The organism is Paenibacillus dakarensis (assembly GCF_001373415.1).
GTDB lineage: Bacteria > Bacillota > Bacilli > Paenibacillales > Paenibacillaceae > Paenibacillus_AQ > Paenibacillus_AQ dakarensis.
This window is the reverse complement of the sequence record NZ_CDSE01000085.1, coordinates 47,007-60,356: the sequence shown is the minus strand read 5'-3', so window position 1 is coordinate 60,356 and position 13,350 is coordinate 47,007. Positions and strand designations below refer to the sequence as shown.

The window sequence follows — 13,350 nt, the reverse complement described above, 5'->3', positions numbered from 1 at the left end:
AGAGGCGGGAAATGTGCCGGATGAGCAGGTAATTGCGGCAAATACGGATACCATATTTATTGTGAATGCACTGAACCAGGATTTTAATGTGCGAAAAATCGAGCGTTATCTGATCTCTGTATGGGAAAGCGGGGCACAGCCTGTTGTGCTGCTGACCAAGGCGGATCTGTGCGTCGATCCGGAGAAGTATGCTGCTATGGTCATGTCTTCAGCGCCAGGCGTGCCGGTTCATGCAGTGAGTTCTCTGCAGGATCAGGGAAAAGAGACCATCGCTCCGTACCTTGTGCCAGGGCACACCGTAGCCATTACCGGCTCCTCTGGTGCAGGAAAGTCTACACTGCTGAACTGGTTGTCTGGTCAAGATGTACAACGGGTACAGGGGGTACGGGAAGAGGATGCAAGGGGGCGCCACACAACAACACACAGGGAACTGTTCCTTCTGCCGGAAGGGGCCGTTATGATCGATACGCCGGGTATGCGGGAGCTGCAGCTATGGGATTCGGCAGATGGATGGGGAGAGACGTTCTTTGAGATTGAAGAGCTTGCGCGGCAGTGCCGGTTTCAGGACTGTCGTCATGAATCGGAGACCGGGTGTGCTGTACAGCAGGCACTCCTGGATGGCGAGCTTGATCCGGGGCGGTTCAAAAACTATAAGAAAACAGAGAAAGAGCTGGCTTATCTGGCACGAAAGGAGCGGACGACAGCGAGGCGGCAGAAAGAGCAGTCGCGTTTCGGGTCTTCCAAATCCAGGCGGGATCGAAGTGCCAGGGAATACTCGTACTCGAAAGATGGATATAACTATGATTAATCTTTCTGGATCATTTCCGATCATTTTTTCTGGAAAAACTCTCAAGTCCCAGGTATTTGACTTCACCCTTTCATCAGATTTATAGTTAGGTTACCTAATTAATTGGAAGGCTATCTAATTTAGTCGAAAGAGAGGTATACCATGTCAGACTCAGACAAGCGGAAGGACTGCGATTCACATTGCCAAGAAGACTCAAGCAGAAATAGCGATGATTTCGGCAGTGGGGCGGCAGGGAGGCTCATGCGCAGCTTAAGCCTTTACAAGAAAAAGGACTGGGATCAGGGTATGATCTCAGGTTACACAACAGGTGAAATTCGGATTCTGATGACGCTCAAATATAAAGAGAAGTCCGGCGGAGCGCAGGGTTTCGAGTCACGGCCTGAGGGAGAGCAAGGTCTTAAAGTATCCCAGATTAGCAATCATATGAAGGTGACCTCACCGACGATTACGCAGTTCATTAACGGTTTAGAGGCTAAGGGGCTTGTAGAGCGGGTGATGGATAAGGACGACAGGCGTGCGGTCCGTGTACGTCTTACAGAAGAGGGAGAGAAGGTCGTCTATCAGGCGCATGAGGCATTTAAGGCGAATATGGAAGGACTGGTCGCTCATTTGGGTGAAGAGAACAGCGATTTGCTCGCTGACCTGTTAACGAAAATGTACGAGTATATGAGCAAGACCGAAATTAAATTTAATTCGCCAGATTCGGAGTAAGGAGATGAAACCATGCTGAAATTATTTCGGTATATGAGACCGTATCGGACAGCGGTCCTGCTGGTATTGCTATTCACCTTTTTTCAGGCATTGTCTGAGCTCTATCTGCCAACTTTAATGGCAGATATCGTAGATGTAGGTATTGTTAAAGGAGATATTCCCTATATATGGAAGGTCGGGGGCTTTATGCTTGCTGTGGCGGCGGGCGGTATGATCTGCTCGATTGCTGCCAGTTACCTGGCATCCAGATCAGCTTCTGGCTTCGGTAAGATTCTACGCGGACGGGTATTCACTCACGTAGAAAATTTTACGCTGCAGGAATTTGACAAGCTGGGTACAGCTTCGCTGATTACCCGTACAACGAACGATATTACACAGGTACAGCAAGTAACCATTATGATTCTGCGCATGATGGCTCTTGCACCGATGATGTGTATCGGGGGAATCATTATGGCGGTTTCCCGTGATCCGGGCTTGACCGTTGTGCTTGTTGCATCGCTGCCTGTGCTTGTGCTGGCTATTTTTATCATTGCCAGAAAAGGGATTCCGCTCTTTAAAGCCATTCAGATTAAATTAGACACCCTCAGCCGTATCATGCGTGAAGGCTTGACCGGTATCCGGGTCATCCGTTCCTTCAATCGTATGGAGCACGAGAAGGCCCGCTTCAATGATGCGAACGAGGACTTGACCCAGACCGCGATCAAGGTAAACAAGATCATGGGCGCGATGATGCCGGTCATGATGCTGGTCATGAACTTCGCTACGGTTGCGATTGTCTGGTTCGGCGGGCATCGTATTAACGAAGGACATATGATGGTCGGTGATCTGATGGCCTTCCTGCAGTACGCTATGATGATCATGTTCTCGCTGATCATGGTATCCGTAATGTTCGTTATGGTTCCGCGTGCACAGGCTTCTGCTGTTCGGATTAACGAAGTGCTAGGGATGATGCCGGAAATCAATGACCCTAAAGAAGCGCACACACCATCTGCAGCCAAAGGATATATCGAGTTTGATGATGTTACATTCTATTACCCGGGAGCTGAGGAGCCGGCGATCTCGAACATTTCCTTCCAGGCGGGACCTGGTGAAATCACGGCGGTTATCGGAGGTACGGGTTCAGGTAAATCGACCTTGATCAGTCTGATTCCAAGATTCTATGAAGTATCATCGGGACGAATATTGGTTGATGGCACCGATGTCCGGGATATGACGCAGGAGGACCTTCGTGCCAAAATCGGTTTTGTTCCGCAAAAGGCACTGCTCTTTACCGGATCGATTGCGGATAATATCCGCTACGGCAAGGAAGATGCCACAGATGAGGAAGTGAAGCATGCAGCGGAGGTTGCCCAGGCGGCTGATTTCATTTCAGCCATGGAGGGTGACTACAATGCTGAAATATCCCAAGGAGGCGGCAATGTATCGGGCGGACAGAAGCAGCGTCTTTCCATTGCCCGTGCGCTCGTCCGCCGGCCGGAAATTTATGTGTTTGATGACAGCTTCTCGGCGCTCGATTTCAAGACGGATGCCAAGCTGCGCGCGGCACTGAAAGAGGAAACGACGGAGTCAACCGTATTGATTGTAGCTCAGCGGGTCAGCACCGTTATGGATGCAGATCGAATCATCGTCCTGGATGAAGGCCGCGTTGCCGGAATCGGCACACATCAGGAGCTGATGGAGAACAGCGAAGTGTATCGTGAAATTGTGTCGTCCCAGCTGTCAGAGGAGGAGATCGCATGAGTCAATCTAAAAAAAGAGGCGGACGTCCTGCCGGCGGCGGTCCATTCGGCGGCGGTCCGCATGGACCCATGATGCCTGCTCAGAAGGCCAAGGATTTTAAAGGCACCTTCAACCGGTTAACACGGTATCTTAGACCTCACTCCGGCAAGCTGTTCACCGTGCTGCTTGCTGCGATACTGAGTACGGTCTTTAGTATTATAAGCCCGAAAATTCTGGGTGAGGCCACAACCATTCTTTTCAAAGGCATTATGTCTGGAACCGGAGTCGATTTTGCAGCGATTCAGGAAATTATGCTGTGGCTTGCCGGCTTGTACGTGGTCAGTTCCTTGTTCGCCTATCTTCAGCAGTATGTCATGGCTGGTGTAGCTCAGCGGACTGTATACGATCTTCGCAAAGAAGTGAACGAGAAGCTGAACCGGCTGCCGCTTAAATATTTCGATGCCAGAACACACGGAGAGACCCTAAGCCGTGTAACGAACGATATGGATAACATCAGCAGCACACTGCAGCAAAGCTTAACGCAGATGATTACTTCCGTGGTCACTTTGGTCGGGGTCATCATCATGATGCTGACCATCAGTCCCGTGTTAACCCTGATTGTCATTCTGACATTGCCGTTTAGCGTGATCGTGACCATGATGGTTGCGAAGCGTTCGCAGAAGCATTTTGCCGCACAGCAAAAGCATCTGGGACAGCTCAACGGACATGTTGAGGAAATGTATACCGGTCACAAAGTCGTAAAGGCGTTTGGACGTGAAGATCAGTCGATTGCTGAATTTGATCAAGTGAATGAGAAGCTGTTCGATGCCGGCTGGCGTGCCCAGTTCATCTCGGGTTCAATTATGCCGCTTATGAGCTTCATTGGTAACATCGGCTATGTTATTATCGCTGTGGTTGGTGGAATTTTAGTGACCAAGAGATCTATTGAAATCGGGGATATTCAGGCGTTTATCCAGTACTCCCGCCAGTTTACCCAGCCGATTACCCAATTGGCGAATATCGCTAACGTGATTCAGTCGACGATTGCTTCCGCCGAGCGGGTATTTGAGGTTCTGGATGAGGAAGAGGAAGTGAGTGAAGAAGCTGCACCGAAGAAGCTTTCGAATCCACGCGGAGAAGTTCGCTTCGAGCATGTAAACTTTGGCTATGAAGAAGACAAGTTGCTGATCGAAGACATGAATATTGATGTGCTGCCGGGGCAGACGGTAGCTATAGTAGGTCCTACAGGCGCAGGCAAGACTACACTTGTGAACCTGCTGATGCGCTTCTATGAACTTAGCGGCGGACAAATTACGATTGATCATATCGACATTAAGAAGATGACGAGAAGCGACCTGCGAAGCATGTTTGGGATGGTGCTGCAGGATACGTGGCTCTTTAACGGGACGATCCGAGACAATATCGCCTATGGCAAGGCGGGGGTTTCGGACAAGGAAATTGTGCAGGCTGCCGAAGCTGCACATGCCGATCACTTTATCCGCACATTGCCGGATGGATACGATACGATTCTGAATGAGGAAGCGTCTAATATATCGCAGGGTCAGAAGCAGCTTCTGACGATTGCACGGGCGATTCTTGCCGATCCTGCCATTCTTATTCTGGATGAAGCAACGAGCAGCGTAGACACGCGGACAGAGCTGTATATCCAGAAAGCGATGAATCGCTTGATGGAGGGCAGAACAAGCTTTGTCATTGCCCACCGTCTATCTACAATCCGCGATGCAGATCTGATTCTTGTGATGAACCAAGGAAGCATCATTGAGCAGGGTACCCATGAGGAACTGCTTGAACAGAAAGGCTTCTATGCGGATCTGTACAACAGTCAGTTCAGTGCGGGACAGGAAGCGGGATAAAGGCTGCACCGGTTTAGGCGGCCCTAAATATAAGGCACACTAATACAAAATGCACCCCTTAGAATCAGCGGTAAACCAGAGGGTTTCCGCTCCAGATGACTAAGGGGTGCATTTATTTTATATGTGCAGCCGGGTGGAAAGCTCTGTGAACCGGATTTAATCAGGCGCGCTGCTTTTCGTATTCACGAGTGCGCTAAAAGCGCCGTACAGGCCGCCCTGATGGCGGTACTGCTGCACAAGCGGAGCAGCCGGTCCGATGTAGCGGGCATATCCGGAGTCAAGGAAGATGACCTGGTCGGCGGTCTGTTCCGCCACATTCAGCTGGTGCGTCGAAAATATCACCGCCTGCCCGTCCTCCGCACTGCGCCGTACGAGATCGGCGAAGGCGTCCATCCAGTAAGGGTCGAGCCCGTTGGTAGGCTCGTCCAGAATAAGCAGGGGCGGCTTAGCCAGCATGGCCTGTGCAAACAATAAGCGCTGGCGCATTCCCTTGGAGAAGGTGGATACTTTCCGTCCGCGGACTTCTTCAAGTCCGGCCACGCGAAGGAGCTCGCCCACCCGCTCACCGGGAACATCACGCAGGGAGCCGTAGAAGCGCAGCGTCTCTTGTGCGGTCAGCGCGTCGCCAAACTGAAAATCGTCCGGCATGTATCCGATGCTGCGCGCACATGCTTTCCGGTCCCGTTTCCAGTCCAGCCCGCGGATCCGGATGGTGCCGCTGCTTGGCCTGGAGATGCCGGCGATCATGCGCAGGATCGTGCTTTTACCGGCCCCGTTGCCGCCGCATAGAGCAAGCACGCGGCCGGGCTCAAGGGAGAAGCTGACCGGCTGAACCAGCGTCTGTTTTTTGATGCGCTTGGACACCAGTTCGAGCTCCAGTATAGGATTATCAGCCACGTCGTCTCCTCCTCTCGATTACAAGGATGGCGGCAGCCAGCATCAGGATGATCCAGAGCAGGCTGGCACCCAAGAAGGTTACCGTTCCTTCGGGACGAACCATCCAGTTTACCCACTTATAATATTCGGGACCGAGCACCGATCCGCCTCCAAGCTTGATCACGAGGAAGAGGCGCGACAGCTCCGCCGGGTTCAGAAATACGAGCAGCATGAGCAGCGGTTTGATCATACTATACGGGACAAAGCCCAGCAGTGCGACCAGCAGCGAGGGCCAGCCGAGTACAAGAAAAAACCAAAGGGCAACACCCGCTGTCAGGGCCTGCCACCGGTTCTTGCACAGTGTACCGATCAAGAGGGCCAGGCTTAAAAACATAAGCACCAGAATAGTGGAAAACAGCAGGAACAGCATGTACGATTTCCACGAATAAGTATGGCTAACCAGAGAGCTAATCAATCCGGAGACACCGAAGCCAATTGCAACAATGATTAGAAGCACATAAACCATGCCGAAGAACTTGCCGATAATGTATGACGATGACCCCAGAGGATAGGTTGACAGAAGCGTCCATCCGCCTTCCTCCTTTTCGGCGGTGATGGAGAAGGAGCCAAGCAGCAGCGTCATCAGCGGCAGCAGGTACAGGATCAGGTTGATCATAGCGCCGCTCGTGCCGGTATACTCTTGAATCCCGTACCGGGTCTGAATCGACAGCAGCGCAAGACTGAACAGCGTAAACAGCAGCATGAATGAATATGCCCACGGGTTGCGGAAGCCCAGCCGGATTTCCCGGCCCGTGATGCTCCAGATCGCACGCAGGCCTAGGAAATCCTCATCCGTGTTACGCAGCGTCTGAGTTTCCCTGAGATTTGTCATGATGCCGGCACTCCCTGCTTAGCTTCTTTATTACTCATGAGTATCCTTGTCATGCTGCTCTTCAGAAGTATGATCACCGCTCCCGGATTCGCTGTGCTTGTTATTCATCATCTTCTTATCTGACTCCCATGTGTGGCTGTCGAGATCAGAGCTGGACATGACGGTACCCGCGCCGTGCTCGCTGACGAACTTCTCGGCATCCTCCTTCTTCTGGAAGGAGATGACCCCGTAAGCCATCGGTGTCCGGATGCTCTTATCGTATACATAAGAGGCCTCCTGCAGATGTATCCATTCCTTCGTGTTGTAATCCCGGACGAACTCTGCACCGATCTGGTCGGTGCCGTTATTCTGCTTCCACTTGAAGAGATCGCCAAGATCATCAAATTTCAGCACCTTGCTGTCTTTGAGAACGATCTGGACAGCATGCTGGTCATCCTTAACCTGCATGTTGCAAACCGCACATTTATCCGCATTTTCATCGATGGCCGCAGGCTCAAATTTCGTATCGCCGCCACATCCGGCGGTTAGCATGACCAGCAGGCTCAAGGTAACGAGAATCCACATTTTTTTCATCTTTTGACCCTCCTAAAATGAATGATAGAGAGCAGACCGAGTGACAGCAGAAACGCCGAAACCGCCGCAATGCTGCCATCGGCTGCCCCGTCCTTGTTTTCCGGTGCAGTGCCCGCGGGCTGCAGCAGCGGGGAGGTATCCTTCAGCCAATCCCCGGTATGGGTGTGAAACAGCTCCTCCAGCACCGGCATGCCCGGAGAATCGAACAGCAGTTGAAAAGCGGGGACGGCTCCGGTCACCTGCAGGAAGAACGGATTGACCTCGTACGGCAGATCGCTGAAGCCGTCGCCGTCTTCATCCAGCACACTGGCGCTATCCCAATAGTTGCGGTCCGCTGTGTTTCCGGAGCTGCCGACCGATTGGGCCGGCACCACGTTAGCTTGAAACGTATTCCCGGTTATGAGATTTTCCTTGGAATCGAGAAGCTGCAGGCCGATAAAGTTACCGGCGATGTCGTTGCCCGACAGTTGATTATCCCCGGACAGCTGCACAAACAGTCCGACCCGGTTTCCCTTTACGGTGTTGTCTTCCACAAGTGATTGCTGGACGTCATACAGCAGGAGCCCTTGCGAGTTTACATTGCTGCTCTGCTTCTCAAACGTGTTGCCGAGCACCTCGGCAGCTGAAACGCTCATGATCATAGCACCGGTGATATTAGAGACGCCTTCATTTCCCTCAAGAAGCAGCTTCTTCGTAAACATAAAGTGATATCCGTACCGTGAACGGATCACGAGGTTGTCACGGACGGTGGAAGAGGAGCCTCCCTCTACATAAATCCCATCCTGCATCAGGTCGATGCGATTACCGGAGATGGTATTCCGGTTTGATTCATACAGATCAATTCCGTTGCCCCGCAGGACCGTGGACGGGTTTTGGCCGGTCATTTTGCCGCCTACAATCACGTGGTCCTGCAGCAGATTGCCGTCCGCCTTCCGCAGCTGGATGCCTGATCCGAGTGTCTTGATTGTCAGCTGCTGGAGCTTGTTGTCATCCGATTTCACGAGGACAGCGGGTATCGACGCATCCCGGTGCAGCTGGACAATGGTAAGCCCTTTTACAGTAACCCCCTCGGCGCTAATGGTAAGCGCAGGACTGCTGCTGTCGTTCACTATTTTGCCACGATCTGAAATCAGGGTAAGCGGCTTGTCGATGATGACAGGTCCACTGTAAGACGTCTCTTCCAGCTTAAGCACCCCTTGTGGAGCAGCCTGGTCAATGATCGGCTGAAGCGGAATCGGCTCTGGCTCCTCTGCCCGGGCGGTGCCGGGAAGCCGGGGAAGGGCCAGTAATAGCACGGTAATAATAAAAAAAGCACGGAGGACCGTGCGCTTCAGAATATAGCTTTGCATCATGCACCTCCTTGCCTGAGGCGTTCCGAAAAAAGACCGATACCGCCGGGCATTTCTGCCGCAGCATAAAGCCTTTTACGGATCAAAGCAGATTAGACTTCGGCTGGTCTCTTTTTATCGTAAAATAAATCTTTCAAGACATGAAATAGCCCGAAAGGGTCATTTAACCCATCCCTGGTCGCAGGCGTAGCGGGTCAGCTGCACCCGGTTTTCCAGATGGAGCTTCTTCATAATATGCTTCAGATGATTTTTGACCGTGTTCTCGGAGATGACTAAATCCTTGGATATTTCCCTGTTGGTCTTGCCTTTGGCTACCTGCTTTAGAATTTCCTGCTCGCGCGAGGTTAGAGGAGAATGGCCGGGCATGGGCATCCTCGTGGAAAACTCCCTTAGCATATGAACGGCAAGCTCTTTAGATAGAGGGGCTTCGTCAATAGAAACGGCGCGGAGGTATTCGATCCAGACATCGGGGCTCAGGTTTTTCAGCAGATAGCCCTGGGCTCCTTTTTTGATCGCCTCAAACAGGTCGGCAATATCGTCGGAAATGGTAACCATAATGATTTTGACATAAGGGTACTCATTCTTGATTAGGCGGGTTGCTTCATGTCCGCTCATGTCAGGCATATTGATATCCATCAGAATCAGATCAGGCATAAACTTTCCGGTGTATGTAAATGCTTCGTACCCATTCCAGGCCTCGGCAACGACTTCAAAGAATGGATCAGATTTCAAAATTTCACGGATACCCTCCCTGGCGTGCTGGTGATCGTCTGCAATAAGCACTCGAATCGGCTGCATGTCTGTCATCCTTTCCTTTTTTCGATCGTTAGAATGGTCTGTCCATGCCTACGCTCCAGCTGTATATCCCAGCCGAACCGCTGCGCACGCTCCTTCATAATCTGGAGACCGAAACGCTGTGGATGCTTGAAGGGATCTCCACTATAGCCGCATCCATTGTCTGTCATCCGGACCTTCCATCCCCCGGGCTGCTCGTCTCCGAGAATGCAAACCTGCTCTGCAGCAGCATGCTTCCGGATGTTATGCAGTCCCTCCTGCAGAGATGAATACAGCTCTACCTTTTCCTTGGCAGCCAGCAATTCCTCGGGAATGCTCCACCTCAGTTCAACTTCAATCCCGCTTTCCTGTTTAAAATGTCCAGCCAGATTCCGGATGGAGTCCCCCCAAGCCAGATCCGTGGTTTGCGCGGGCTGCCTGAGTCTGCTGATGGCTTGCCTGACATATTCGTTAATCTCTTGTACTGTTTTTCGAAGACTGCTGCAGTGGGCTGCATATTCTGTTTGTTCTGCATATTTCATCCGGTCCACCTTGACCGATAGTAGAAAAAGCGATTGGGCAATGCCGTCGTGAAGCTCTTTTGCCATGGCCTCGCGTTCTTCCAGTGCAGCTTTCGCAGCCTGCTCTTGGCGCAGCTGCCGCTGAAGCTCCTCCATTCTGTTGAACAGCTTAAGAAGCAGCGTGATGCTGACCAGAAAAACAAGCAGGGGAGCCAGCCAGTTCCCAAGCTCCATCGATATGTACGGCAGCAAATATTTATGGCGGACAAACTCCCAGATGCCGATCGTCAGCGTAGGAATGACCAAAATCAAAAATTTGATTGTTCTGTAGCTCATGGTTGTTCTCCTTCATATATGAAAATAAATGACCTACCATTTAATCTAATGCTATTTCATATTCTTTTCAATCGTGGAGGCGCTCCAAGCCGCAGTGGGCAGGACCGCCCTGATTATCGGCTGCAGCCTATTCCCAAGCTGCACAGCAGCGGAACAGACGACCACCTTGGAGAAGTGAACATTCACAATCTTTAATGATGAGGTAAACTTTTGCAAATTCTTTTAACTTTGAATTTAGGCAACTTTTTTTGTGGGAATGCGTTTATATATTATAGGTATACAAAATTTGTAAAAAGGGAGGGTTATGCGATGAAGAAAAATAAAAAAATTATGGGTTTAGGAATAATCCTGACGGGAGCTCTTACTGTGGGGGTAATAACATCTTTTGCAATTGATCCATTAACTTCCCAAATGACGACTATTAAAATGAACAAAGAAATCAATAATAAGGCAGCAGAAGAAGTACTAGTTGAGGTTGGATCAAGTAAAATTACATCTATTGAATTTTTGAACAATAAAGAGCAAAACAGTATCACACCTTCTAATCTAAGTGATTCGGAAATTCTTGAACATATGGTTAAAGAAGAACTATTTCTGCAACTGGCTGAAAAAGAAGGCGTATCAGCTGCATTAGAAGAGGGGATAAAGGAAGCACAGAAAAATAGAAAAATTTTGAGCCAGCAGCCTAGAGAAATACAAGACACTCATAAAAAGCTTATCAAAGAAGCTGGAGTCACAGAAGAAGAACACTGGGAAAAAATCGCCCCGCCTGAGTATCAAAATATGCTATCAAAACAAAATTTAGCCGCTAAGATAAGGGATGAAGCTGCTTCTGCTCAAAAACTTAATAATGACGAAGATGCTGTAATTTATTTAAAAGAGTTTAAAGATGATTTGCTGAAAACAGCAATTTCAGATGGCACAGTTAAAGTTGTTAGTAAAAATATTAATTTAGAATAATGGATATGCGCGAATTGGATATAATTAGATGTTCTAATACGATTAGAGAAATAGAAATATTCATAAAGAAGAAGCTGTCCTGTAGTAGATTGTTCTACTCATGGTCGGCTTCTTCTATTTTATTATGCCTGATGATGTAGGAAGCCGGAAGGGGGTGCTTGATTCCGGCGATTATCCGAATGGGTAATAGTAATAACAAATATCGGGACCCACTCTAAGGAGGAACAGTAATGTATGAACGCGCCATGCTTATATATAACGGAAATGCCGGTAACCAGAAGACGGCAGAAATGCTGGGGATGGTGACAGGCATTCTGGCTCAGCACATTCGGGAACTCGCACTGATCCAGTCACTGGAGCCGGGTGATGGGGAAAAGATATGCCGAGAGCGCGGCGGGGAATTTCAGCTGGTGCTTATTATGGGCGGCGACGGCACAGTCCATGAGTGTGTGAACGGACTGGCCGTTTTACAGAATCCTCCTGCCATCGGCATCCTGCCTGCGGGAACCTGCAACGACTTTGCCAGATCATTGAATCTGTCGGCTGATCCTGTTCAGGCTGCAGAGCAGCTTATGGCCGGGAATACAGAGAGAATCGATGTCGGAGTCGTTGGAGAGCGGGTGTTTACTAATTTTCTGGGAATCGGTTTGATTGCAGAGGCCTCTGAAAATATCAATGCTGATCTGAAGGGAATGTTCGGACGTATCAGTTACTATATCAGCACACTTCAAACCGTAGTCGAGGCAGAGCCATTTCGCTACTGGTTGGAGACAGACGAAGGGGTTCAAGAGGATGAGGCTGTTATGATCTATGTGTCCAACGGGCGTTCTTTGGGAACGAAGTCGCTTCCGTTTAGAGAAGAGGCGCTGAGGGATGGAATGCTGGATGTGTTGATCATTCGGGAAGCAGGGCTTCCCTTGTTGAAGGAGCTGCTTGCCCGTAAAGGGGAGGGGGAATGGGAGCCGAAGAATGACAGCATTCAGTATTTTCAGACAACCTCCCTTACGCTGAAGACAGAACAGCCGATGAAGATAGATACCGATGGAGAGACATATCTGGAGACACCGGTTACGGTGTCCGTTAGACCACAGGCACTCCGGTTCCTGATCGGAAAATGAAAGAGGGCATGGATTCGGTGATTTACCGGATTCATGCCCCTTTGTGCTGACTTAATCGCTTGTTTCCTTCCAACCAGTTTCCTTCCAATCAGATTGAAAGCCCGTCCCAGAACAGATCCACAATGTCTCTGGCCAGCTTGTCCGCCGGTGTACCCTTCGCAATCTCCCGGATTCCCAGCATCAGAACCGCGGAAAAAGCATGCGCAGTCAGCAGCGGATCGGTCCTGCGTATTTCCCCTGCCTCCATCGCTTGAGTTAAATGCTCAGCAAGGCACTCATGGAGCTGTTCCTCCTTGCTCGTGATTTCATCCAGCTGCTCCGGGCTAAGGGATGGGCGGGCCTCCCGCATAATTGTTTCAAAGTCGCCGTGTGAGCGGGACAGCTTGGCTTCAGATACATGAATAAGGCGTTCCCGCAGAGGCAGATCTTGATTCAGCAATTGAGAGGTGCTTGCTCTCGCGCGCTCCAGAACGGCAGAGACAGCTGCGGTAAATAACTGCGGTTTCCCGTCAAAATAATAATAGATGGAGGCTTTCGTTACATCGCAGGCCTTAGCAATCTGCTGTACGGATACCGCTTCATAACCAAGCTCCATAAACAGCTTGGAAGCGATGAACAGTATCGTTTCCCGTACAGGCTGCTGCTGCTCCAGCCGCTTGGGGCGGCCTGGTGTACGAGGTGTTGATGGCTTCATTGGGTGTCCCTCTTTTCTGGCATAAAAAAATATGTTTGATTAATTAACCGACCGGTATATATAATTAGTGAGATGTTAAATTTTTGCATGCGGATTGGCATCTGCTTATATTATTTTTTTAAAGTTTATGATGTTGATTCTGACA

The 13,350-nt window shown here is 50.2% G+C and carries 13 protein-coding genes; 6 read left to right on the top strand and 7 right to left on the bottom strand.

Annotated features, from left to right (window positions below; genetic code table 11):
- The 4 genes from rsgA to BN1234_RS18310 all read left to right on the top strand — a co-directional run.
- A partial coding sequence (gene rsgA, locus BN1234_RS18325) for a ribosome small subunit-dependent GTPase A (RefSeq protein ID WP_082423281.1) occupies nucleotides 1-808 on the top strand: 808 nt, incomplete at its 5' end.
- Nucleotides 809-949: 141 nt separating this feature from the next.
- Complete coding sequence (locus BN1234_RS22955; protein ID WP_082423278.1) at nucleotides 950-1,519, top strand: MarR family winged helix-turn-helix transcriptional regulator; 570 nt, start codon at nucleotides 950-952, stop codon at nucleotides 1,517-1,519.
- Between the two features lie 12 nt (nucleotides 1,520-1,531).
- Nucleotides 1,532-3,259 carry an ABC transporter ATP-binding protein gene (locus BN1234_RS18315; protein WP_054958092.1) on the top strand — a complete coding sequence of 576 codons (1,728 nt, stop codon included), beginning with the start codon at nucleotides 1,532-1,534 and terminating at the stop codon, nucleotides 3,257-3,259.
- A complete protein-coding gene (locus BN1234_RS18310; protein WP_054958091.1) occupies nucleotides 3,256-5,112 on the top strand; it encodes an ABC transporter ATP-binding protein in 1,857 nt (618 codons plus the stop codon). The genes BN1234_RS18315 and BN1234_RS18310 overlap by 4 nt, the downstream gene beginning before the upstream one ends.
- A gap of 156 nt (nucleotides 5,113-5,268) precedes the next feature.
- Here BN1234_RS18310 and BN1234_RS18305 read toward each other — a convergent pair whose 3' ends face one another.
- The 6 genes from BN1234_RS18305 to BN1234_RS18280 form a co-directional block, all read right to left on the bottom strand.
- Nucleotides 5,269-6,009: an ABC transporter ATP-binding protein gene (locus BN1234_RS18305; protein WP_054958090.1), complete on the bottom strand. Its 741-nt coding sequence runs from the start codon at nucleotides 6,007-6,009 to the stop codon at nucleotides 5,269-5,271.
- Nucleotides 6,002-6,880 carry an ABC transporter permease gene (locus tag BN1234_RS18300; RefSeq protein ID WP_082423277.1) on the bottom strand — a complete coding sequence of 293 codons (879 nt, stop codon included), beginning with the start codon at nucleotides 6,878-6,880 and terminating at the stop codon, nucleotides 6,002-6,004. The genes BN1234_RS18305 and BN1234_RS18300 overlap by 8 nt, the downstream gene beginning before the upstream one ends.
- A 30-nt stretch (nucleotides 6,881-6,910) precedes the next feature.
- Nucleotides 6,911-7,453: a nitrous oxide reductase accessory protein NosL gene (locus BN1234_RS18295; RefSeq protein WP_054958089.1), complete on the bottom strand. Its 543-nt coding sequence runs from the start codon at nucleotides 7,451-7,453 to the stop codon at nucleotides 6,911-6,913.
- Nucleotides 7,450-8,802 (bottom strand): right-handed parallel beta-helix repeat-containing protein, encoded by a 1,353-nt coding sequence (locus BN1234_RS18290; protein WP_054958088.1) that lies wholly within the window; start codon nucleotides 8,800-8,802, stop codon nucleotides 7,450-7,452. Before BN1234_RS18290 ends, BN1234_RS18295 begins: the two co-directional genes overlap by 4 nt.
- A gap of 159 nt (nucleotides 8,803-8,961) precedes the next feature.
- Complete coding sequence (locus tag BN1234_RS18285) at nucleotides 8,962-9,600, bottom strand: response regulator (protein ID WP_082423275.1); 639 nt, start codon at nucleotides 9,598-9,600, stop codon at nucleotides 8,962-8,964.
- A gap of 5 nt (nucleotides 9,601-9,605) precedes the next feature.
- Nucleotides 9,606-10,433 carry a sensor histidine kinase gene (locus BN1234_RS18280; protein ID WP_054958086.1) on the bottom strand — a complete coding sequence of 276 codons (828 nt, stop codon included), beginning with the start codon at nucleotides 10,431-10,433 and terminating at the stop codon, nucleotides 9,606-9,608.
- A 309-nt stretch (nucleotides 10,434-10,742) separates the two neighbouring features.
- Here BN1234_RS18280 and BN1234_RS18275 point away from each other — a divergent pair, with 309 nt between their 5' ends.
- Complete coding sequence (locus tag BN1234_RS18275) at nucleotides 10,743-11,393, top strand: hypothetical protein (RefSeq protein ID WP_054958085.1); 651 nt, start codon at nucleotides 10,743-10,745, stop codon at nucleotides 11,391-11,393.
- 230 nt (nucleotides 11,394-11,623) lie between these two features.
- Complete coding sequence (locus BN1234_RS18270; RefSeq protein WP_054958084.1) at nucleotides 11,624-12,511, top strand: diacylglycerol/lipid kinase family protein; 888 nt, start codon at nucleotides 11,624-11,626, stop codon at nucleotides 12,509-12,511.
- 88 nt (nucleotides 12,512-12,599) lie between these two features.
- Here BN1234_RS18270 and BN1234_RS18265 read toward each other — a convergent pair whose 3' ends face one another.
- A complete protein-coding gene (locus tag BN1234_RS18265; RefSeq protein WP_054958083.1) occupies nucleotides 12,600-13,205 on the bottom strand; it encodes a TetR/AcrR family transcriptional regulator in 606 nt (201 codons plus the stop codon).
- Nucleotides 13,206-13,350: the final 145 nt, after the last annotated feature.